This window comes from Meiothermus luteus, from assembly GCF_003574085.1.
In the GTDB taxonomy this organism is placed as follows: Bacteria; Deinococcota; Deinococci; order Deinococcales; family Thermaceae; genus Meiothermus; species Meiothermus luteus.
Genome location: NZ_QWKZ01000010.1, coordinates 13,513 through 36,595 on the forward strand (window position 1 = coordinate 13,513; position 23,083 = coordinate 36,595).

Genomic DNA, 23,083 nt, shown 5'->3' on the forward strand with positions numbered 1-23,083 from the left:
GATGCCTAGTGTGACCTTTAGAGTTTTCCGGGGCGACCAAGCCGGCGGTGAGCTGAAAGACTACACCGTTGAAGTGCAAGAGGGCATGGTGGTGCTGGATGTAATTCACAAAATCCAGGCCGAGCAGGCCCCCGATCTGGCCTGCCGCTGGAACTGTAAGGCCGGCAAGTGCGGTTCCTGCGGGGCCGAGGTCAACGGCAAGCCCACCTTGATGTGCATGACCCGGCTGGACACCATTGACACCAGCAAGCCGGTTACCGTCCGCCCCATGAAGACCTTCCCGGTGATTCGCGACCTGGTCACCGACGTGAAGTGGAACTACGAGGTCAACAAGAAGATCAAGCCCTTCACCCCGGCCCCCAACACCAACTGGATCATGTACCAGGAGGACGTGGACCGGGTGCAGGAGTTCAGGAAGTGCATAGAGTGCTTCTTGTGCCAGAACGTCTGCCACGTGCTGCGTGAGCACAACGAAAAGACCGGCTTCATCGGGCCGCGCTTTTTGGTGCGCACCGCGAGCCTCGAGATGCATCCCCTGGACGTAGAAAACCGCCTGGAGATGCTCAAGAACGAGGGGGGCATCGGCTACTGCAACATTACCAAGTGCTGCACCGAGGTCTGCCCAGAGCACATTCGCATCACCGACAACGCCATCATCCCCCTGAAGGAGCGGGTGGTGGATGAGTACTATGACCCGGTGATGAGCTTCTTCCGCCGGCTTTTCGCCAGCAAAAAGCGTCCGGAAGCGGCCGGCACAGCCGCCGACGACTAGCCTGGCCCAGCCTTGGACCCCTCGAGCCGGCTCGAGGGGGTTTTTGTATCCAGCGAGGGGAGGCCAGGTGGCCCGGCGTTGAACTTTTAGAGAAAGGTGTGGAGAATATGAAAGGCCGTGGCCCAAAACACCCTCCAGGAAGACACCACCGTCCCCATGCGGGCCCGGGTGTACTTCTTTATGCTGCCGGTGGCCGCCTGGGCAGCCCTCTTCGCCTGGTCGCAGCTTGACCTAAGCCAGCAAAACACCCTCTACGAGAAGTACTCCCTGCCCGCCATCGCCCTGTGGCTGGGCCTTTGCTGGCTGGGCCTTCTGGCCCCCCGGCGGGTGGGTTTCCGGGCGGTAGAGCAGGGGATTTTCTGGGGAACCGCCCTGCTGATGGTGCTCAACGTCTACTACAACCTGCTCTCCATCGGCAAGGAGGGGCTTTGGAACTCCTCAGTCTGGCTGGCCATCGTGTTTGTAATGGCCTACTTCGTTTTTGAGCCCAAGCAGGCCTGGTGGGTTTCGGTGGGCATCTTCTCGGCCTTCCTGGTGGTCGGACTGTTCGCGCTTACCCCCCAGGCGCTGCGGGGCCAACACCTGGACGCCAACAGCCTGGTGCAGCTTTACGTCTCCCAGCTATGCTACCTGGTGCTCTTCCGGCTTCTGGTGCGCTCTAAGGAGCACGCCCTGCGGGTGCAGCTCGAGGCGGCCCACCTACACCACCTGGCCCACACCGACCCCCTGACCGGGGTAGCCAACCGCCGCTCCATCCTAAAAAGCCTAGAAGAGGCCCTAGCCCACCACCAGAAGACCGCAGAGCCCCTCTGCTTGGTGCTGCTTGACCTAGACCGCTTCAAGCAAATCAACGACCGCTACGGCCACGAGATGGGGGACCGGGTGCTGCTCCATGCCACCCAGGTTCTGCAGCAGCACCTCCGGCCCACCGACCGGCTGGGACGCTGGGGCGGGGAGGAATTCATGCTGGTGCTGCCCAACACCTCCTTGACGGAGGCGGAGGGCCTCTGCACACGCCTACAGCCCCTTTTGGCCCAGCACGACCACCTCCCCCCTGTTTCGGCCAGCTTCGGTGTGGCCGCAGCCTTCCCGGAGGACGACCCAAAGAGCCTGATTGCCCGGGCCGACGCCGCCATGTACGCCTCCAAGCAAGCCGGGGGCAACCGTGTGGCCATCGCGCCTTAGCGGGCAACCTCAGCCCAGACGGCCAAACCTTTCTAGACGCGTTCACCCCATCCACGACAGTATCCTGACGCCCCACAGAGGGCTGGATGAGGCCTTTTATACCAACCCTAGATACCTTCGTGTGCTACTTGATCTAAAGCCCTTGGGTATGAAAAAAGAGGGGTACTATGGAAGCACACCGCCAGCACCCCATTTACTATCTTGACGCAGAAACCCTCCTGGTTGCCACCTACGTCTGGGTAGACGACGCCCTAAAGGCCCTCAAAGCCCAAGGCCTCAAGCTCCCCAAGGGGCAAAAGCATCAAAAGGCTACCTCGCGGCTAAGGTCACCCTACGCGCCGACTTCCCCTCCCTACCCCACCTTGCCCAAACCCTGGCCGGGGGGAATCGGGGGTTTCGCTGGGTGCAGGGGGTGAGGACGCCGCCTTACCGGTTGCGGGGGGGCCGGCCCGCACCACCTCAATCAGATACAAGGTCTACGTCTGGCCGGTGGGCGAGCAGGGCGGGCCTAGGCTCAACCAGAACGCCTTTGGGGTAGACCTCTCGAGCCCCCAACCGGCCCTCGCCGGCCTGAGCTACACGGAGACCATGCACGCCATCACCGTGGGCAAGGACGGCCGCCAGTACCACGTGGCCATCGCGCCCGCCAAGGAAAGCCCCATCAACCGGGGCGACTACTCCATCCGCGGCGGCACCAACGCCCTCACCGTATGGAGCCCTACTGGGTCATCGCTACCGACCCCTACCTCTCCACCCCCAGCAACCAGGTCTTCCGCAAGGGCATCCACGAGCGCACGGAAAAGCTCACCAGGGCCCTGGGCGAGGGCGGGGAGCCCAGCACCATCCAGGAAAGTGTTCAGAAGACCCTGGCCTTTCTCTACAACAACCCCGACGCCCTCTTCCTGGTGGTCCAGGACATCTACATGACGGAAACCGCCCGGGATGCCCACCTCATCCTCCCCGCCGCCTGGGGCGAGGCCAACGAAACCTCCATCAACTGCAATAGCCGCCTCCTAAGGCTCTACGAGAAGTTCATGGACCCGCCTAGGGAGGCCAAGCCCGACTGGGAGATCTTCAAGTGGGTGGGCCTGCGCATCGCCGAGCTCTACCGGCCCGAGGGCAAGGCCCAGGAGGCGGCCAAGTTTGAGTTCGGCAAGAACTGGCGGACGGACGAGGACGTCTTCCTGGCGGGGACCGAGGAGTTCGCCGACAACCGGGTGAGCGAGGAGGACAAGGCCAAGCTGGAGGCGGAGAACTACAAGGGCGTGACCTACGCCTTCCTCAAGCAGCTCGGTCAAAAGGGCATCCAGACCCCCGTGCGCCGCGACCCCAGGACCGGCCAGCTGGTGGGCACGGTGCGCCCGCCGCTACACCTACAAGTTCGGCACCGAGGACGGCAAGTTCAAGTGGTACGGCACCGACGACTGGGAAGGCTACCCGCAGGAGGTGGCCACGGCCCTGCCCCTGCCCTACGTGGAGGTGAGCCCCGAGGACGCCAGGCGCCTGGGCCTCCAGTCCGGGGACCTGGCGGAGGTCTACAACGAGGAGGGGAACGGCACCTTCCTGGTCTACGTCACGGACGCCGTGAAGCCGGGGATGCTCTTCCTGGTCATGTACCACTGGCGGGGCACCTCCAACTCCCTGGTCTCCGGCTACACCGACCCCAAAACCACCATCCCCTGGTACAAGGGCACCCGGGTAGCGATCCACAAGGTGGCAGGGACCATCCCCTCCGTGCAGCAGACGGCGAGCCTCCTGCAGCAGAACAAGTTTGACTAGCCCTCCCCAAAGGCCCCGCCCCCTCGCTCGAGGGGGCGGGGCCAGCCTTCGCTAGCCGAGGTGCCGCGGCGGGCGGCCTGAAGCCTCCCAAAGGTTGTACAGGGGCCGGACAATAACCCCTCCACCCAGCAGCCGCTCTCCATGGTAGAGCACCGCCGACTGCCCGGGCGCAACGGCGAACTGGGGCTCCTCAAACCGGAGCGAGAACCGGCCTGGGGTTATCTCCTCCACTCGAGCCGGCACCGGCCGGGTGCGGTAGCGCACCTGCACCTCCAGCCGTTCGGGCAGCTCCTCCGGCTCCAAGAGCAGGTTGACCTCCTGGGCCTCCAACCCTCCCCACATGCAGGCCTCCCGGGGGCCCACCACCACCTCGTTGCGGGCCACGTCTATTCGCACCACGTAGCGCTCGAGGTGGCTCTTCCAAAGGCCTAGCCCCTTCCGCTGGCCCACCGTGTAGAGCTGGGCCCCGCTGTGCTCGCCAATCTGCGCCCCAGTCTCCAGGTCTATAAGGGGCCCCGGTCTGGTCTCAATGTGCCGGGCCAGGAACTCCCTGAGGTCGCCCTGGACAAAGCAGATGTTCTGGCTCTCGGGTTTTTTGGCCGTGGGCAGACCAAACCGCTCGGCCAAGGCCCGCACCTGGGGCTTTTCCAGATGGCCCACCGGGAAGAGCATGTGGGGGATGGCCTCCTTGGGCGTGCCCCACAGGAAGTAGGTCTGGTCCTTTCTGGGGTCACCCCGGTAAAGCCCACCCTCCCGGTTAATCACGTAGTGCCCGGTGGCCACGTAGTCGCAGCCCAGCATGCGGGCCTTCCTGAGGAGCGAGTCAAACTTGACCCGGGTGTTGCAGTTCACGCAAGGGTTGGGGGTCTGGCCTGCTCGGTACCCTGCGATGAAGGGGCCGATGATTTTCTCCTGAAACTCCTCGCGGTAGTCAAGCAAGTAAAAAGGAATGCCCAGGATGTCCGCCACCCGCCGGGCCTCGTAGGCCGCATCGGGCGAGCAACAGGTTTCAAAGCAGTCCTCTTGCTTGTTGTCGGGCCAAAAGCGCATCATGGCCCCAATGACCTCGTAGCCCTGCTCCTTGAGCAGGGCCGCGCTCACGGAGGAGTCCACCCCTCCGCTCATAGCCGCCAGCACACGCTTACCCATAACCCCATAAAGCCCTAAAGCTCCCCAGACCCAGTCTAACCCAACACCTTTTAGCCTGCGCGCATTCCGTGGTTGACCGGCCCCACCTCCAGGGCTTAGCATAGCGGGCGGGCTTAGGCCCCAACCTTTAAGCCGATCCCGTGAGGTCGGAAAGGAGCGAAGATGCACACCGGTAAAAGACCAAAGGCCAAGCGCCCAAGCGGGCGTATTTTTTTGTCCTGGCCCAAGCTGGGTAGGCTAGGCTTGGAGGGAAGACCATGACCTTCAAGTCCCGCATCCTCAACGCCGACGAGGTACGCCGCGCCCTTACCCGCATCGCCCACGAGGTCATTGAGAAGAACAAGGGCACCCAGAGGCTCTGCTTCGTGGGAATTCACACCCGCGGCATCAGCCTGGCCAAGCGGTTGGTGGAGCTGGTGGAGCGCTTTGAGGGGCAGCGGGTGCCCATGGGCATCCTGGACATCACCCTCTACCGCGACGACCTAACCGAGATTGGCCTGCAACCCCGGGTGCGCGAGACCCGCATCCCCTTTGACCTAAACGGCAAAGCGGTGGTGCTGGTAGACGACGTGCTCTACACCGGCCGCACCGCCCGGGCCGCCCTAGACGCCCTGATTGACCAGGGCCGGCCCAGCCGCATCTACCTGGCGGTGCTGGTGGACCGGGGGCACCGCGAACTGCCCATCCGGGCCGACTTCGTGGGGAAAAATCTGCCCACCTCAAGAAGCGAGGTGGTAAAGGTCAAAACCCTCGAGGACGATGGCGAGGACGCGGTGGAGCTCTGGGAGGTGGGGGAGACGTGAGCGGGGCCACCTTTCCCAAACACCTCTTAGACTTCCAGGAGTGGGAGCGGGCCCAGCTCGAGAGCCTGCTGGAAACCGCCCAAATGATGCAGGAGGTCCTCGCCCGCCCGGTCAAGAAGGTGCCGGCCCTCACCGGATTCACGGTAGCCACGGTCTTCTTTGAGCCCTCCACCCGCACCCGCATCTCCTTTGAGCTGGCCGCCCGGCGCATGTCCGCCGATGTGGTGAGCTTCACGAGCAGCGCCAGCTCCACCGCCAAGGGCGAAACCTACCGCGACACCCTGCGAACCCTTGACCAGATGGGCATAGACGCCTACATCCTCCGCACCGATGCTGCCGGGGTGCCTCACCAGGCCCACCGCTGGCTGCAAAAGCCGGTCATCAACGCTGGGGACGGCTGGCGGGCCCATCCCACCCAGGCCTTGCTGGACGCCTTTACCCTGCGGGAAAAGCTGGGGAGCTTGGAGGGCAAAAAAATCGCCATTGTGGGCGACATTCTGCACTCGCGGGTGGCCCGCTCCAACGCCGAGCTGCTGCCCCGGCTGGGCGCCCAGGTGGTGGCCTGCGGCCCCGCCACGCTGCTTCCGGGCAAGCTGCCCGGGGCCTCCCTTACCACCAAGCTACGCGAAGCCCTAGAGGAGGCCGATGCGGTGATGGCCCTCCGGCTCCAAAAGGAGCGGATGGACAAGGGGCTGCTGCCCTCCCTGCCAGAGTACATCGCCGGCTACCAGATCACCGAGGCCCGCCTGGCCTGGGCCAAGCCCGAGGCCCCCCTCCTCCACCCCGGCCCCATGAACCGCGACGTGGAGATTGAGGGTACCCTGGCCGACTCCCCCCGCAGCCTGGTGGAGCGCCAGGTGGCCAACGGGCAAGCGGTGCGGATGGCGGTGCTTTACCACGTCTTGGTGGGGAAAAGGTAGGGCTGAATGAAGGGTGAAATCCTGTTCAAGAACGCAACCCTGGTGGACGCTCGAGGGGAACACGGCACGGCCGATGTGTTGGTTGGCGAAGGACGCATCCTCTCGCTCTCGGGAGGCGAGGCCCAACGGGTCGTTGAGGCCAAGGGACGCTGCTTGTCCCCGGGCTTCTTTGACCTCCATGCCCACCTGCGGGAACCCGGACAGGAGGTGAAGGAGGACCTAAGAAGCGGTCTGGAGGCCGCGGCCCGGGGCGGTTACACCGACTTGGTCTCTATGCCCAACACCACCCCCGTGGTGGACAGGGCCGAGGCGGTGCGGGCCCTGAGGGAGAAGGCCGCCCAGATTGACCGCGCCCGGCTCCACCCGGCCGCCGCCTTGACCCAGGGACAAGAGGGTCAGGTTCTGTGCGAGGCCCGGCTCTTGCGCGAGGCGGGGGCGGTGCTGCTCACCGACGACGGGCGCACCAACGAGGACGCCGGCGTGCTGGCCCTAGGGCTGCGCTACGCGGCCTCCTGGGGGCTCCCGGTAGCCGTGCACGCCGAGGACGCGGGGCTGCGGCGGGGCGGGGTGATGCACGAAGGGGAGGTCTCCTGGCGGCTTGGCCTGCCTGGGAATCCTGCCTACGCCGAGAGCGCCCGCATCGCCCGCGACTTGGAAGTGGTGCGCTATGTCTGGGAGGCCCTGGAGACGCGCCCCCAGGGCCGGAGCCTGCTCCACTTCCAGCACCTGAGCACAAGGCGAGGCCTCGAGCTGGTCCGCCAGGCCAAACGGGAAGGGCTGCCCATCAGCGCCGAGGTGACCCCCCACCACCTGACCCTGACCGATGCCCATCTGGAAGGCCTTGACCCCCTTTACAAGGTGGCCCCCCCGCTGCGCACCTGGGCCGACGTGGAGGCCCTGGTGGAGGGGCTTTTAGAGGGCAGCCTAGACTGCGTGGCCACCGACCACGCCCCCCACACCGAGGACGAGAAGTCCTTGGACCTGCTCCGGGCTCCCTTCGGCATACCCAGCCTGGAGGTGGCCTGGCCCCTGCTCTACACCGAGCTGGTTCAGAAGCGGGGTTTTCCCCTAAGCGTCCTGGTGGCCCGCTTCACCGATGGCCCCCGGCGCATCCTGGGCCTCCCCCCCATCCACCTGGAGGAGGGCGCCGAGGCCAGCCTGGTGCTCTGGGACCCCTCCCAAAGGCGGACAGTAGACCCCAAGGGCTTCGCCTCCAAGGCTCGGTACAGCCCCTGGGCGGGCTGGGGGCTCTCAGGCTGGCCCCTCCTGACCCTGGTGGAGGGGCGGGTGGTCTTTGAAGGGCTGGGCTAAAAAGCCTCATATCGGCCTTTGCTAATCTACACAGCATGCGACGCTGGACTCTCTCAACCCTTTCGCTTGTCCTGATGGCCTGCAGCAGCGCGCCTATATCGGTGCCCCTGCGGGATTTTGATGTGGACATCGCAGCAGTGCAGTCAAGCCAGGCGGTCTTCGTCAAGCAGAGCTTTGATAAACCCCCCCTGAGCCTGAGCAGTGTGGTCCTGAAGGGCACCCTCAGGTACCAGCAGGCCTCGGCCCGGTTCACCTTCTTCGTGAGCGATACCGAGCCCTGCTCCAGCCAGGCCCAAGGTTTTTACCTGTGCGATCCCAACGCCCCCCACATCCAGCGGGCCGGTGAGGCCAGCTTCCAAAGCGGCGCCTCTCAGCCCCTGGAGCTCACCGGAACGCGGCTCACCCAAGGCATCAACAGCGGCAACCTTTGGATAGGGGTGCGGCTGGAAAGCGGCCTGGCCACCGCGGGAACCCTGGAGTTTCGCAACATGGTGGCCCAGGTGGCGGTGCTGCCCTGAAGGGGACGAAGCGAAAGCGGCGCAGCCGGTGCGCCGCTTTTAGTCCTTCGCCAAAGGACCCCCACCCCTTCCCCAGGCCAGGGGCCGTTACATTTCGTTACGCCTCTTTTTGCCATCAGAAAGGGCTTTTTCTTTTCCTTAAGCCCGCCCCAGGTGGGGCAGTGGGTCTATACCCATCCGGGGTAGGTGACGGATGCACGGGACTCCAGCCCACCCCTCGCTAACCTAAAAACTCGGGTTGCGTGACAGCAACCCCACTTCAGGGAGGAAGGATGCACCCATTCCACTGGTTCGCAGCCGCGCTTCTCCTGCTGGGCAGCGCCCTGGCCCAGGGGCGGGAGGAGGTTCGGCTTGAGCTCAAGGCCTTCTTGGTGACCTCTTTGCAACAGGAGGGCCGGACGGTGGAGCGGCTCCTGCCGGCGTTGGAGGCCAGACCCGGCCAGGTGATTGAGTACCGGCTCGAGGCCACCAACACCACCGACCGCCCCCTGAGCCAGGTGGCCCTGGTTGTCCCGATTCCCACCACCACCCGCTACCTGGAAAACAGCGCCCAAGCCCTGCAGCGTGAGGGCTGGGTCCTCCCCGAGTTCAGCTTTGACGGGGGGCAGACCTACGGCCGCCCACCCCTCAAGCGGGTGGTCCGGGTGGTGGAAAACGGCAAGGAGGTCAGGAAGGAAGTAGAGGTAAAACCCGAAGAGTACACCCATGCTCGCTGGGTCATACCCCAGCTCGGTCCTAAGGAAAGCGTATCGCTCAGACTGCGCGCGGTCGTGCGCTAAAAGGAGGAACGAATGCCCAAAACCCTTTCCGCGCTGGCCCTGGCCCTATGGTTGGTCTTAGGCATCGCCCTGGCCCAACCCACCCCGGCCGGCACCAGCATCGCCAACCAAGCCTCAGCCAGCTACGTTGACTCGGCGGGACAGCCCCGAACCACCACCTCCAACCAGGTCATCACCGTGGTGCAGCAGGTCTACAGCCTGACCATCACCCCCAACGGCACCCAAACCAGCCCGGGCCAGACCCGCACCGCCCTGGCGGGCGCCACCGTCTACTTCGCCTACACGGTGAGCAACACCGGCAACGGCACGGACAGCGTCGCGCTTTCTACCCTGCAGGACTCCACCACCGACAACTTTGACCCCACCGGGGTGACCATCTATCGGGACAACAACTGCAACGGCGCTTTAGACGCCGGCGAAACCCCCGTGACCAGCCTGAGCCTGGCCCGGCAGGGGGCTTCCGGCAGCTCGGCCTGCGTGGTGGTGGCCGCCACCATTCCGGGCGGAACCCCGGGCGGCCAGTACGCGAACCTGAACCTGGTGGGCACCTCCTCGGGCGGCCCCAGCGACAGCGACAACTGGGCCCGGGCCACCGCTACTACCGCCGCGGCCCTCACCGCCTCCAAATCGGCCAGCCCCAGCGGGGCTGTGAGCCCCGGGGGAACCATCACCTACACCATCTTTGGCCAGAACACCGGGGGCAGCGCAGCAAGCGGGGTCAGCGTGAGCGGGCTCGGCACGGGCATCTTGGTCCGGGACACCATTCCCAACGGTTTGGTGGTGAGCACCCTGCCCACCGGCAGCGCGGGCGCAGGCACCGTGCAGATCGTCTACACCACCGACGGCAGCACCTGGCAACCCCTTGCTTCATCCAACCTACCCCTCACCGGCAACGGCACCGTCGCGGTTGGGATGTTCATCGGCGGAAGCGGGGCCTTCTTCCCGCAGGGGGCTAGCTACACCTTCAGCTTCCAGGCCACCGTGCCCAATGGGGCAGCCCAGGGCACCTCGTACACCAACACCGCCGCCGTCCAGTACAACAACGGCAGCCAGAACCAGACCCAGGCCACCAACAGCACCACCAGCACCGTGGGCGCGGCCTACAATGTGGCGGTAGGTCCCTTCGGCTTCCCCGCCGCGGGCGCCTCCGGCACGTACACCGCCGGGGGCTACACCATCACCCGCTCCGGCGACACCCAGAGCATCGCCTCGGCTTACAACGGGCAAACCCTGTTCTTCTACCATACCCTGCGCAACACCGGCAACACCCCGGACAGCTTCACCCTCTCGGTGAGCGGGGCGCCCACGGGCTGGTCCTGCGGCTTCCGGCACGCCGACCACATCACCCCCATCTCCGGGCCTGTGGGCCCCATCGCCCCAGGGAGCGACTTCAACTTTGACCTGGTCTGCGCGGTGCCCGCCACCTACACGGGCAGCACCGCGGTGAACCTCACCGTCACCGCCACCAGCACGAACGACAGCAGCAAGACCGACACCACCCAGGACACCGTGGCCCAGGTGGTCTCGGGCTACAGCGTGGACTTCGCCAGGCTGGGCACGGGCGGGGACGGCAACCCGGCCAACGACAATCCTCCCGCCGCGAGCGCCAACCCCGGCGGCGCGGTGAGTTTCCCGCTCGAGGTGGTGAACACCGGGGTCAACCCCGACAGCTTCAACCTGAGCGCCCCCACCCTCCCGTCGGGCTGGAGCGTGGCCTTCTATCCCGACGCGAACTGCGACGGGGCCATGGACAGCCCCACCCCAAGCCCCATCACCAACACCGGCCTGGTAAACCCTGGGGTGGCCAACAAGCGGTGCTACATCGCGGTGGTGCAGATTCCCACCGGCACCGCCCCCGGGAACAACCCCATAAGCTTCCGGGTGGACAGCGCCACCGACGCCGATGCCAACACCCCGGGTATCCAGCCCGTCTCTTCGGATGTGGTGTCCACCGCCATCAATGTGAACCTGGTGACCGGATTTGCCTTTGACCCCGACCGCAGCGGCACCGTGACCAGCCCCGGCACCATCACCTACACCCACAACCTGGTCAACACCGGGAACGCCCAGGCCACGGTGAGCATCCCCGCGGTGACGAGCGCCTACGGCTGGACCTACCAGCTCTCCACCGACGGCAGCACCTGGAGCGCCTCGCTCTCCGGGATTGCGGTCCCCTCGGGCGGCAGTGTGCCGGTCTACGTGCGGGTACAGGTCCCCGGGGGCCAGCCCATTGGCCGCAGCGAGAGCGTGACCCTCACCGCCAACGCCACCTACCCAGGCGGGGGCGCCGCCAGCGACACCGCGACCGTCACCACCACCATCGTGGGCGGCGAGCTCAGCCTCACCAAGTCGGCGGTGAGCTACGTGGGCAGCAGCTCCACGGTGCGCCATCCGAGCGGGGCGGAGGCCTTCCCAGGGGACCACATCGTCTACACCGTGGTGGCCAGCAACATCGGCACCGGCAACCTCACCAACGTTCGGGTCTCCGACCCCCTGCCGGCCTACACCAGCTTCGTCAGCGTGAGCGCCGCGGTTTCGGGCTTCACCGGCGCGGTGACGGTGCTTTACTCCACGAACGGGACCAGCTGGAACGCCACGGCGCCCAGCTCGCTGCCCGCCGGCAGCAGCCTCTACGTGGGCGTGGACACGGATGGGAACGGAACGATTGACAGCAACGACACCATGCCGCCCGGGGCCAGCCTCACCCTGACCCTGCGGGTGCAGGTCCAGTAGCGCGAAGCATGCGGGGGTCTTGGATGCGCTTCTTTAGGGCTCGGCCAAGGCCCCCTTTTTCCCCTTTCAGAGCCCGGAACATGAGAATAGGGCCTTTTCTAATCCTGATTTTTAGCCTCGGGGTGGGCCCCGCTTGGGGCCAGGCGGTCATCCGCAACCAGGCCACGGCCCAGGCCGACGGCCAGACCCGCCCCTCCAACCCTGTGGAAACCCGGGTGAGCCTTTCGCTCCTCCTCTCCAAGGAGGTGGACCGAAAGGAGGCCTCCGTGGGGGACCGGCTGGTCTACACCCTGACCCTGGTCAACCCGGGGCAGGCTCCCCTCCTCGTGGACCTGGAGGACCAGCCCCCGGCGGGCACCCGGTACGTCCCCGGAACCGCCGCGCCGGCAGAACCCAGCCTAGAGGGGAACAAACTGCGCTGGCAGGGGCTTCGGCTGGGCGTCGGGCCAGGGCAAGACCGGCTGGTGCTCAGCTACGCCCTGCAGGTCCTGCCCGGGGCCCCCGAGCGGCTGGTCAACATCGCCACCGCCACCGCCGCCCGGGAGGGGCAAGGGGCCCAGGCCAGGGCGGTCCTCTCGGCCACGGCGGTGGTAAAGCTCCAGCAGGGGGTGTTCGCCCCACCCCACAACCTGCTGGGACGGGTCTTCCTGGACGCCGACCGCGACGGTCGGTACACCGCGGGCCTGGACGTGCCGCTGCCGGGGGCCCGGGTACTCCTGAGCAACGGGTTGCAAACCCTGACCGACGGCGAGGGCCGCTACAGCTTCCGCAACCTGGTGGGGGGGCTGTGGGAGGTGATGCTCGAGCCCGCCTCGGCCCCCTTCCGGCCCCTCCCCCACCCCGAGGCCCTGGGGGACGGCTACCGCCACCGGGTGCGGGTGGAGGGCCTGACCACAAGCGACTTTCCGCTCGAGTACCCGGCTGGCCTGGCCCGGGCCCAGCGCGAGACCACGCTGGAGTTTGGGCCGCTGAAGGTGGAGAAAAAGCTGCTGCCGCTCCCGGGTGGGGTGCGGGTGGTGCTGGTGCTACGCTCTGCCGAAACCCTCACCGACCTGACCCTCACCGACCCGCTGCCCGAAGGCGGGGAACGGGTCTTCCGGTTTGAGCAGTTCCAGGGCGAGACCACCCTCACCTACGACCTGCCGGGCGGCCCCTTGACCGACCCCCAGGTGCGCTGGAGGTATCCGTGAAGGGGATAGGGCGGAAAGCACAGGGCTCAGGGCTCAGAAAGAGAGGCCTGTACCCTGGCGTGCTGTTACTGGCCCTGGGCTTTTGGCTCCTGGCTTTCGGCGGCCTTGCCCTGGCCCAGGCCCGCACCGACCTTGTGGGCATCGTGCCGGGCGACCGGCTGGGCTGGGAGATTCAGGAGTTCAGGGCCAGCGTGGTGGTGCGCAGGCCCACCCTCCTGAACCTGCAAATCTACTCGCCCGGCTTTGACCCCGGCGATTACCGCCGGGCCCTGAGGGGCGGGGAAGAACTGGGCGACGAACGCTACGACAAGGGCCGGGGCGAGATGGTGGCAGAGTTTGCGCTGGCGCGCGACGGAAGGCTTCTGGCCCAAGAGACCTACACGGTGGAGCCCCACCGCTGGGTGCTCTTCTTCCGGGGCCCGGTCGAGCCCGGCGTGTACCAGCTTTCCAGCCGCCTCTTGGGCCTGGGCAAGAACGCCTTCCGCTACCGCATCCAGACCAGCGTGCCGGAGGCCGCCGAGCTGCTGGTAGACCCCACCCTGCAGCTCTACGACGCGCGGAAGACCCAGAAGGGCTGGCTCGAGCCCTTCGCGCTGGAGGTGAGCCCCGAGGTGCTGCCCCTGCGGGTGGGCTTCTACGACGAGGACGGCCCCAAGGAGATGGAGGGCCGGGTACGGCTGCCGGACGGGCGTACAGAGCCGCGCGGCGTCTCCGGGGACCGCGACTGGGCCTACTACGAGATCCGCCAGCCGGGGGTGGTCGCCTTTGGCTTCCGCCAACCCAAAACCGCCACCCAGTACTCCAACACCCTCGGCTTCCGGGTGGACGCCTGTTTGGAGGTGGAGCGGGGCGCCTTCCGGGCAGTAGCCCCGCGCCCGGTGACGGCGGCGGTGGTGGATACCCAAGGCCGGCCCGTGGGCCTGCCCATCTTTACCGAGGGGGACAAAATCCGCACCGTTCGCCTGCCCTTCGTGCCCGAAGGCTACCGCCTGGTGCGGCTGGAGGCGCAGGGCGGCGAACGCCTGGATGAGCGGAGCGCGCGCTTTGGCTGCGCGGGGGGCCAGGCCCGTTTCGTGGTGGAGAAGCTTCCCGAGGCCACACCGCCGCCCCCTCCACCCACACCGCGGGCCACGCTGGAACTCGAGGCGGTGCTGGTGCGGCCCGATGGCGAAGAGCCCTTTGACCTGCCCCTTCGGGTAGGCGACCAAGCCGTGACCCTGCAAGAGGGCAAGGGCCGCCTTGACCTGCCCGCGGGGGCCCACACCCTGACGCCCGCTCTGGAGGGGGCCCGCGTTGAGGGGCCCAGATCGGTGCGGCTCGAGAGCGGCCAGACCGGGCGGGCGCGCTTTAGGGTCTACCCGGAGGTGCGGCTCAGCCTGGAGGCCAGCCCCACCCCCCTGCGGGTCGGCGAACAGACCCTCCTGACGGCCCGCGTCCACACGGCTTTCCCCCGCCTGCTGCCCGCCGAGGTGGAGCTTCTGCTCCCCCCCTGCCTGGAAGCGCTGGACGCGCCCCGCCTGACCGCCCCCGTGGCCCAGGGCCGCGACGCGGTGTTGGGGGTGCGGGTGCGGGCTATCTGCAAAAGCGAGCCCGTAGTGAGTGCCGTCCTGGCCCCCTGGCAGCAGCAAGCCCAGGCCCGGCTGCGCGTCCTCCAGCCCGCCACCTTCACCCTGCGCAAGGAAGCCCTCACCCCCAGCGTGGCGGTGGGCCGCGAGGCCGTCTGGCGCCTGTGGGTGCAGAACACCGGCGACGAGGCTGGCCGGGTGCGGGTGCAGGACCGCCTGGGGCCTGGGCTAGAGGGCCCGCCGCTGGACCAGAGCCTGGAGCTGTCGCCCGGCGAGGAGCGCGCGCTCGAGGTGCGCGCCCGCGTAACCCCCGAAGCCCCCACCACCCTTGCCAACACCGCCCGGCTGCTCGATGAACGGGGCGAAGCCCTGGCCGAGGCCCGCGCCGAGGTGCAGGTGCTGCGCCCGGTGGCCCAGCTCTCGCGCTCGCTGGACAAACGGGTGGTAGTGCCGGGGGAGGAGGTGGAGGTGCGGCTGGAGGTACGCAACACCGGCCAGGCCCCCCTGAGCTACACCCTCCAGGACACCTACCCCGAGTGGCTCGAGGTGGCGCAAGCCCCCGGGTTCAGCGGCGTGCTGGCCCCCGGCGGGAGCGCCACCCACACCTACAAAGCCCGGGTGCGCTTTGGCCCCGAGGCCGAAGGCACCTTTACCGCCCGGTTGGGCTCCAACGCCGACGCCCAGGAGGCCCGGCAAACCCTCCGAAGGGTGCCCCTACCCCTTGGGCTCGAGGTGGAGCCCAAACGCGTCCTGGTGGGCAGTGAGGCCCGCTACACCCTGACCCTGGGCAACCCCACCGACCATTCCCTCTCCCTGGAGTTCAGGCTGGCCCCCGAGCCCGGGCTGGGCCTCCAGCCCCCTGAGGACCTCCGGCTCACCCTGCGGCCTGGGCAGGAGGAGCGCCTTCCCCTCCCCGCCCAGCCCAGCCGGGCGGGTGGGCTGGCCCTGCAGGCCACGGCCTTTGTGAACGGGGTCCCGGCCTCCTTCCCCGCCAAGGCCGTGCTGACCGCCCTGCCCCTGCTGGAGCCCCTGCGGCTTTCCACCATTCACCTCGAGTTCAACCTCCAGAGCGGCGCCGGAGAACGCCTGCTGCTGACCCACCAGCCGCCGCCGGGGGCCTTCTACGAACCCGGTTCGGCCCGGCTGGACGGCCGGCCCCTGCCCGACCCCCGGGTGGACGAGGAGGGCCGGCTCTACTTCGAGCTGCCCTACCAGGCGCAGGGAACCCTCTCCTACGGGCTGCGGCACCGCGAGGCCCTGGGGCCCGTGGCTGAACCCACCCTGACCCTGCGCCTCGCCGACCGGGAGGTGTATTTGCAAGGCCAGCAAACCTTTGCCAGCTATGAAAGGGCCCGGCCCCTGGAGGTAAGGGGCCGCGAGGGGTTCATTCAAGAACCCCTGCCCGGCACCCTCTTCCGGGTAGACAAGATCCGGGTGGTGCTGCAAACCCCGCTGGACCCCCAAACCCGCCTAACCCTAAACGGCCAGCCTGTGGACGCCAAAAACCTGGGCCAAGCCGTCTACGACAGCGAACGAGGCTTTCAACGCCTGGAATACTACGGCCTGCCGCTGAAGGAAGGGCGCAACCTGATCGAGGTGCAGACCGCGGCAGGGGGCGACCAGGTGGAGGTCTTCTTGGCGGGGAGGCCGGTGCGGCTGGAGGTGCGCCCCCTGCGCCTGTTGGCCGATGGCCGCACCCCTTTGGAGCTGGAAATACGGGCCCTGGACGCCCTGGGGCTGCCCAGCGGCGACGGGCCCCTCACGGTAGAGGCCTGGCCGGAGCCCCTCGAGCCCGACGCCTTCCCGCTCCTCTCGGGCTACCAGGTGCTGCTCAAGGACGGGCAGGCCCTGCTGCGGCTCAAACCCACCGCCACCCCCACTTCCTTGCGCCTGCGGCTGGTTTTTGGCGAGCTCGAGGGCCAGGCCGAGTTCTTCGTGCTGGGCCGCCAGAACCGGGTGTGGCAGTTCCAGGGCAGCGTGGGGGCGCGGCTGGGCGAGAGCGTCCAGGTGTTCGGCCTGGGGCGCGGCTATCTGGAAAGCCCCTTGGGCGGCGGCACCCTGCGGGCCGCCCTGGATGGCTCGCTGCGCTTCAACCAGGGCCGGCCCGAGCCCGAAAGCGGCCTGCGGGACTTGCCCGACCCCACCGGGCGCTTCCCCCTCACAGGTGCGGGAACCGAGGCCCAAAGGCCCCTGCGCTCCGACGACCCGGTGGCCCTGCGCTACGACCAGGAGGGCTTTAGCCTGGGCTACTTCGCCGACCGGCTGAGCGTGTTCGGGGTGGGCGAGCTGCCCCAGGGCACCGCCCTGCGCCTGGAGACCCGCGACGACCTGGCCCTGCAAGGCTTCGTGGGCTGGCTGCCGGTGGGGAGCAAAACCGACCTCATCGTGCCCGATGGCACCCGCTTCTACCGGCTCTCCGGCCCCGCCGAGCCCGGCAGCGAGCAGGTGACCCTCCTGGTGGGGGCCAGCGAGAAGCGCCTGGAGCGCCTCAAGGACTACGTGCTGGACGCGGCCAGCGGCATCCTGACCCTCTCCGAGCCGCTCTGGCCTAGCGGCTCCGACTTCCAGCCGGTGCGGCTGCGGGTGGTCTACGCCCCGCTGGGCGGCGCCCGCGAGCTGGGCTACGGGGCCGGGGCCCGCTGGCGGCTGGGCGGGTTTAGCCTCGGGGCGGGGGCCGCGTACCTGCCCGGCAATGGCTGGCGCTACGGGGCCGAGGCCGCCTACCAGATACCGGGGTTTGGCCTGCGGGCCACCTACAGCCGGGGTACGGGGGAGCGCTTTGGCCTCGAGCTCTCCGGCAAGAATGGCCCCCTGGAGTCCACCGCCAACCTGAGCTACCAGGGCAGGCTCCAGGGCCAGGCCCAGGTGGCCTACAGCCTGAGCGAGGCCGACCGGGTCTCCCTAGAGCACCAGACCACCGAGACCAACCAGACCGGCCTGCTCTACACCCGCCGCCTGAACCCCGTCTTCTCGGTGGGGGGCGGGCTGGGTTACACCTGGGAAACCGCCACCCTCTTGGGCCTGGGGCGGCTGGGCTTTAGCAGCGGGCCCCTGAATACGGAACTCACCCACGCCCAGCCCTTCAGCCTGGCCGAGATGGCCACCACCCGCCTGCGCGGCAGCTACGCCTTTGACGCCAACCTCACCGCCGAGGCCGACCTGGCCCAGACCTGGGGGCAGGGCTTCTCGGGCAGCCTGGGCCTGAAGCAAAAGCTGGGGGGCGCCAACCTCTCGCTGGCCTATCAGCTCCCCGGCGCGGCGGGAGAGGGCAACCGGGCCCGCTTTGGCCTGGAAGCGCCCCTGCCCCTTTCCGACCGCTGGAGCCTGAACGCCAGCGCGGGCTACGAGCGCAGCCTCTCCACCGGGGCCGACCAGGCCGCCTTTGGCCTGGCCCTGCGCTACGGGGCCGAGGGCTTTAGCGCCACCCTGGGGGCCGAGACGGCCTGGGCCGCCGGGGGGCCCAAGGTGGTGCTCAGGGCCGGGGCCACCGGGCAGCCCGATGCCCAGCAGACCCTCTCGCTGGACGCCAACGCCCAGGTTGTGCCCACCTTCGAGGGCCGCTTCACCCTGGCCTACGCCCTGCGCGGGCGCGAGGTGTCGCTCCTCACCTACCACCGCCTGAACAGTGGGGTTGAGCGCGCCCTCGAGGGCGCCCTGGCCGCGGGCTACCACCCCGGGCCCCGCTTCCAGCTCCGGCCCAGCCTGGCCTACCGCCTCGAGCTGGACGACCCCGAGGGCCACACCTACCAGTTGGGCCTGGGCGGCAACTACTACCTCACCGACTGGCTGGGCCTGGGGGCCGCGGTCTACCACCAGCTCCAGCCCGGAACCGCGACGAGCGCCACGGCGTTCTCGCTCGAGGCCAGCTTCCGCCTGGTGGAGGGGGTGTGGTTCAACCTGGGCTACACCTTTGGCGGCTCCTTGGGCCTCACCCCGGACACCGCGCCCGGCTTCTACCTGCGGCTGGACTTTTTAGGAGGGGAAAGGTGAAAAGGCTCCTCTTCTTCCTGCTGGCCCTCGCGCTGGGCCTGGCTCAGGCCCAGGTGGTGCGAAGCTTCACCAACGTGTTCAACAGCAACACCACCGGCAACATTGTGGTCATCGGCAACACCCTGATGACCTGCGACAACAGCACCGTCACCCCCAGCAACCCCCCCAACTGCAACACCAGCGACACCAGCCTGAGCAACAACCTTTCTATGGTGTTCGTTGATTTTGATGGTGATGGCTCCACTCCCAATTCCTCCCGCGCCACCCTGAGCCTGCCCACCGGGGCCCAGGTGCTCTTTGCCGGGCTGTACTGGGGCGCCCGCGCCGACCCCAGCAGCACCACCCGCAACCAGATTCGCTTCCGCCCACCAGGAAGCAGCTACCAGACCCTAACCGCCGACTGGCTTGAGACCATCACCACCCAAGGCGCTGCCACCAGCCGCCCCTACGCCGCCTTCCGCGACGTAACCAGCCTGGTGCAGGCCGCGGGCTCAGGCGACTACTGGGTGGCAAACATCACCGCCCTCACCGGCAACGATGACCTAGGCTTTTATGCCGGTTGGAGCCTGGTGGTGGTTTACCAGCACCCCACCGAGCCCCTCCGCCGGCTCACCGTGGCCCAGGGGCTGGCTGTGGTGAGCAACGGCAACAATGTGACCCAAACCGTCTCCGGCTTGCTGACCCCCGCGGTGGGCGCCGTGGAGGCCCGCATAGGCGCGGTGGCCTGGGAGGGCGACGCTGGGATCACGGGCGATCAGCTCCAAATCCGACCCACCGGCGCCACCACCTGGGCCAGCCTCTCCGATGGACAAAACCCGGCCAATAACTTTTTCAACTCCAGCGTAAGCGCCCTGGGCAGTCGGTTTACCAACAAAAACCCCGACTATGTAAACCAGTTCGCCCTGGACGCCGACGTGGTGCAGTACAACAACCTGCCCAACAGCACCACCTCCATAGACCTGCAGTTCACCTCCACCCAGGACGTCTACTTCCCCCAGGTGCTCACCTTCGCGGTGAACATCTACGCCCCCAACCTCACCACCACCTTCACCAAGACCGTGAACGACCTCAACGGGGGCAATGTGCTGGTGGGCGACGTCCTGGAGTACACCATCAGCTTCACCAACACCGGGGGGGACGGGGCCACCAACGTGGTGGTGCGCGACCCCATCCCGGCGGGCACCCAGTACGTGCCGGGAAGCCTCCAGGTGCTCTCCAACGCCGCCGCGGCCCCTACCGGCACCTTCACCGACGCCAGCGGCGACGACATCGCCGAGTACGCCACGGCCTGCTCCGAGCTTTCGGGCAGCCCCCCCTGCGTGCGCTTCCGGCTGGGCACCGGGGCGAACGCCACCCAGGGCGGCCTGATCCTCCCCAGCCAGGGGGCCAGCGTGCGCTTTAGGGTGCAGGTGCTGCCCAGCGCCGCCGGTACCACCCTGACCAACACCGCCCAGGTCAGCTACAACGGCCAGACCCTGGGCACCGCTTTCAACCAAAGCGCAAGCGCCACGGCCAGCGCCAGCGTGCCCACCCCGCCCAGTCTGAGCAAAGCCTTTAGCCCGGGCAGCATTCCCGTAGGCGGCACCAGCACCCTCACCCTTACCCTGACCAACCCCAACGCCAGCCCCGCCACCCTCACCGCCGCCCTGGTGGACAACCTCCCTTCAGGCCTGGTGGTGGCTAGCCCCGCGGGCACCGCCACTACCTGTCCAAGCGGTACGGTTACCGCCAACCCGGGGAGCAGCACGGTGAGCCTGGGGAACGGGGCCCAGATTCCAGCAAACGGCTCGTGCACGGTGAGCGTGAACGTGACCGGCAGCGCCCCCGGCAGCTACACCAACACCCTCCCCGCCGGGGCTCTGCAGACCAACCAGGGCAACAACACTACCGCGGCCAGCGCCACCCTGAGCATCCTGGGGGCCAGCCTTTCGGGCCGGGTCTACGCCGACCAGGAACCCAACGGGATGGCCGAGCCTTCTGAGGGCTGGAGCGGGCCTACCGTGTATGTAAACCTGGTACAGGGCGGCAGCGTGGTCCAGTCGGTGGCGGTAAGCGCGGGCAGCGGCGCCTATACCTTTAGCGCGGTGCCCCCCGGCAGCTACACCCTGGTGGTGGCCACCACCCCTACGGCCACCACCCCCGCAGCCCCTACGGGATGGCTCTTTGTGAACCCAGCGGGTTCGCGGAGCATCGCCATGAGCGGCAGCAGCCTCGCGGGCCAGGATTTCGGCCTGTTCAACGGCTCGCGCATCCGGGGCACGGTGTTCCGCGACGATGGACAAGGCAGCGGTACCGCCAACAACGCCCTGCAAGACGGGGGGGAGCCCGGCATTCCCAACGTTTTGGTCACGGCCTCGAGCGGCACCAACAGCCGCAGCGCCTACACCGATGCCAACGGCCTTTACACGCTGTTTATACCGGCTAGTTTTGGCTCCTCCCTGACCCTGAGCCACCCTCAGCAGCCCGCCACCGGCAGCAACGTGGGGGGCTCGAGCGTGAGCTTGGCCGCCAGCTATGGGGCGCCAGCCGCCGCCAGCCGTACCATCGGCAGCTTTGCCGCCGGCCAGTATTACGAGGGCTACAACTTTGGGGTGGCGCGTGAGAGCCGCCTGAGCCCCGACCAGTCGGGGCAGACCACCAGCCCGGGCACCATCACCTACGCCCACCTCTTCCGCCCAGGCACCCTAGGCAGCGTGAGCCTTGGGGCAACCGGGGGCGGCTTCACCTACAGGCTCCGGCGGGATGCCAACTGCGACGGCGACTTTGATGACCCCGGCGAGGGCTTCGTCGCCCCGCCCCTGGGCTTCAGTGTGGACGCCACCTGGCCCCGCGAGCCGGACGGAAGTCCGCGGGCCTGCGCGGTGGAGCTGGAAGTGCAGGTGCCCGGGGGAGTACCCCACGGCAGCGTAGACCTGGTCCAGCTCAACCTTAGCCTAACCTGGGCGAACAACCCAAGCGTCGTGGAGGCCAAGCGGCTTGTGGACACCACCACGATCCTGCCTCCAGGAGGCCTTTCCCTCACCAAGGAGGTGCGCAACGTGACCCAAGGCACACCCTTTGCCAGGAGCGGCGCGGGGCGGCCTGGGGAGGTGCTGGAGTACTGCATCGCCTACCAAAACCTAGGCAGCCAGCCCATTACCGGGGTGGTCCTCACCGACCCCATCCCCTTCTTCACCCTCTACCAAGCGGGCAGCCTGCGGCTGGGCGGAACCCCCCTCACCGAGGCCGCGGACAGCGACCCCGGGGAGGTGAGCGGAGGGGTGGTCCGGGTGCAGATAGGTAACCTGGCCGCCGGGGCCGGAGGCAGCGTTTGCTACCGGGTTCAGGTGAAGTGAGTCCATTCCGCCCTCGCAAGGCCGAATAAACTGGAAATGTATGTCGCTAGGAGCGTTTCACCAGGCGCGGGGGGTGGTGTGGGGCCGGGAAGGCGAGGCAGAGGTGCCCTGGAGCTACGGGAACGTAGAGGAGGAGCTAGAAGCGCTGTACCAAGGAGCGGCCCTGCTGGACTTCTCCGAGCAGGGCCTTCTGGAGCTGAGAGGGGCCGACCGAACCGAATTCCTGCACAACCAGTGCACCTCCGACATTCGGGGAATGCCCAAAGAGAGCTGGTTCGAGACCCTCTTCCTAAACGCCAAAGGCCAGATTGAACACCTGGGGCGGGTCTTCCACCTGGGGGAGGCCCTTTGGGTAAGCTCCCCCAGCGCCCAGGCCCTAGCCCAGCGCTTCCACCGCTACATCGTCTTTGACCAGGTAGAGGTAGAGAGCCTACCCCGGGCCCTCCTGCGCTTGCAGGGCCCCCAGGCCGAAGCAGTGGGGCAGCAACTTTTCCCCCTACCTCCCCGCTGGGGCCTAAGCCGGACTCCCGGCGGGGTGGTGGCCCGCGATGAGCTGGGCCTCTGGTTGCTGCTCCCGCTCCCAGAAGCGGCCGTGCTGGCCCCCCGGCTGCTGGAACACGGGGCAACCCCAGTCGGCCGCCAGGCCTGGCATATCTGGCGGGTGGAGCGAGGCCAGCCCGACCTGGCGGAAGCCCTTGGGGAGCTGCCTCAGGAGGTGGGCCTGGGGAGCCGGGTGAACTACAAGAAGGGCTGCTATCTGGGGCAGGAAATCATGGCCCGGCTCGAGGCCCGCGGCCAGACCCGCTACCACCTGATGGCCCTGCTGGGGCAGGTCCAGATACCCCCGGGGGCCGAGGTCTTCCGGGAGGGCCGGCCGGTGGGACGGGTGGGCACCGCCGTGGAGTCGCCGGAATGGGGCGCGGTGGCCCTGGCTCTTTTGCGCAAGGAGCTGCGCCCAGGGGACCAGGTTCGGGTAGGGGACTGGTCGGCCACGGTGGCAGGCCTTCCCTTGGAGTAGCGCCCCTCTCCTTTTACGTATGATGAAGGGGAGGTA

At 67.7% G+C, this 23,083-nt stretch carries 16 protein-coding genes and 2 pseudogenes; 16 read left to right on the plus strand and 2 right to left on the minus strand.

All coding sequences use genetic code 11. The annotated features are described in order from the left end of the window. Position 1: 1 nt before the first annotated feature. The 5 genes and pseudogenes from Mlute_RS02645 to Mlute_RS15940 all read left to right on the plus strand — a co-directional run. The gene (locus tag Mlute_RS02645) at positions 2–772 is read left to right on the plus strand and encodes a succinate dehydrogenase/fumarate reductase iron-sulfur subunit (RefSeq protein WP_119359204.1); all 771 of its coding nucleotides are present in this window, start codon (positions 2–4) and stop codon (positions 770–772) included. Positions 773–889: 117 nt separating this feature from the next. Further along, on the plus strand, positions 890–1,957 hold the full coding sequence (locus Mlute_RS02650; RefSeq protein ID WP_119359205.1) for a GGDEF domain-containing protein: 1,068 nt from the start codon (positions 890–892) through the stop codon (positions 1,955–1,957). 167 nt (positions 1,958–2,124) lie between these two features. Beyond that, a pseudogene (locus Mlute_RS16680) lies at positions 2,125–2,405 on the plus strand (hypothetical protein); the annotation flags it as partial. Positions 2,406–2,446: 41 nt separating this feature from the next. Next, on the plus strand, positions 2,447–2,884 hold the full coding sequence (locus tag Mlute_RS16590) for a hypothetical protein (protein ID WP_407942635.1): 438 nt from the start codon (positions 2,447–2,449) through the stop codon (positions 2,882–2,884). Continuing rightward, positions 2,881–2,976 (plus strand): annotated as a pseudogene (locus Mlute_RS15940) (hypothetical protein); the annotation flags it as partial. The gene Mlute_RS16590 and the pseudogene Mlute_RS15940, both read left to right, overlap by 4 nt. On the opposite strand, the gene Mlute_RS16595 reads toward Mlute_RS15940, so the two are convergent. Continuing rightward, a complete protein-coding gene (locus Mlute_RS16595; protein WP_407942636.1) occupies positions 2,971–3,255 on the minus strand; it encodes a hypothetical protein in 285 nt (94 codons plus the stop codon). The pseudogene Mlute_RS15940 and the gene Mlute_RS16595 overlap by 6 nt on opposite strands. Positions 3,256–3,436: 181 nt before the next feature. Between Mlute_RS16595 and Mlute_RS15945 the strand changes: the two genes are divergently transcribed. Beyond that, entirely contained in the window at positions 3,437–3,736 is a 300-nt protein-coding gene (locus Mlute_RS15945; RefSeq protein ID WP_245958829.1) for a molybdopterin dinucleotide binding domain-containing protein, read from the plus strand. Positions 3,737–3,787: 51 nt separating this feature from the next. Here Mlute_RS15945 and mnmA read toward each other — a convergent pair whose 3' ends face one another. Beyond that, positions 3,788–4,885 (minus strand): tRNA 2-thiouridine(34) synthase MnmA, encoded by a 1,098-nt coding sequence (gene mnmA, locus Mlute_RS02665; protein ID WP_119359206.1) that lies wholly within the window; start codon positions 4,883–4,885, stop codon positions 3,788–3,790. 257 nt (positions 4,886–5,142) lie between these two features. On the opposite strand from mnmA, the gene pyrR reads away from it, so the two are divergent. From pyrR to ygfZ, 10 genes are all read left to right on the plus strand, one after another. After that, complete coding sequence (gene pyrR / locus Mlute_RS02670) at positions 5,143–5,688, plus strand: bifunctional pyr operon transcriptional regulator/uracil phosphoribosyltransferase PyrR (RefSeq protein WP_119359207.1); 546 nt, start codon at positions 5,143–5,145, stop codon at positions 5,686–5,688. Then, positions 5,685–6,608 (plus strand): aspartate carbamoyltransferase catalytic subunit, encoded by a 924-nt coding sequence (locus tag Mlute_RS02675; RefSeq protein ID WP_119359208.1) that lies wholly within the window; start codon positions 5,685–5,687, stop codon positions 6,606–6,608. Before pyrR ends, Mlute_RS02675 begins: the two co-directional genes overlap by 4 nt. Positions 6,609–6,614: 6 nt before the next feature. Continuing rightward, entirely contained in the window at positions 6,615–7,919 is a 1,305-nt protein-coding gene (locus Mlute_RS02680; protein ID WP_119359209.1) for a dihydroorotase, read from the plus strand. A 35-nt stretch (positions 7,920–7,954) separates the two neighbouring features. Next, on the plus strand, positions 7,955–8,437 hold the full coding sequence (locus tag Mlute_RS02685; protein WP_119359210.1) for a hypothetical protein: 483 nt from the start codon (positions 7,955–7,957) through the stop codon (positions 8,435–8,437). Between the two features lie 272 nt (positions 8,438–8,709). Next, the gene (locus tag Mlute_RS02690) at positions 8,710–9,216 is read left to right on the plus strand and encodes a DUF11 domain-containing protein (RefSeq protein WP_119359211.1); all 507 of its coding nucleotides are present in this window, start codon (positions 8,710–8,712) and stop codon (positions 9,214–9,216) included. 12 nt (positions 9,217–9,228) lie between these two features. Next, positions 9,229–11,949: a beta strand repeat-containing protein gene (locus Mlute_RS02695; RefSeq protein WP_119359212.1), complete on the plus strand. Its 2,721-nt coding sequence runs from the start codon at positions 9,229–9,231 to the stop codon at positions 11,947–11,949. An 80-nt stretch (positions 11,950–12,029) separates the two neighbouring features. Continuing rightward, a complete protein-coding gene (locus tag Mlute_RS02700) occupies positions 12,030–13,139 on the plus strand; it encodes a DUF11 domain-containing protein (protein WP_245958826.1) in 1,110 nt (369 codons plus the stop codon). A gap of 59 nt (positions 13,140–13,198) precedes the next feature. After that, positions 13,199–18,694, plus strand: a complete 5,496-nt coding sequence (locus Mlute_RS02705) for a hypothetical protein (protein WP_245958827.1) — start codon at positions 13,199–13,201, stop codon at positions 18,692–18,694. Then, complete coding sequence (locus tag Mlute_RS02710; protein ID WP_119359214.1) at positions 18,691–22,029, plus strand: DUF7933 domain-containing protein; 3,339 nt, start codon at positions 18,691–18,693, stop codon at positions 22,027–22,029. Before Mlute_RS02705 ends, Mlute_RS02710 begins: the two co-directional genes overlap by 4 nt. Positions 22,030–22,069: 40 nt before the next feature. Then, positions 22,070–23,047 carry a CAF17-like 4Fe-4S cluster assembly/insertion protein YgfZ gene (gene ygfZ, locus Mlute_RS02715; RefSeq protein WP_119359215.1) on the plus strand — a complete coding sequence of 326 codons (978 nt, stop codon included), beginning with the start codon at positions 22,070–22,072 and terminating at the stop codon, positions 23,045–23,047. Positions 23,048–23,083 lie beyond the last annotated feature (36 nt).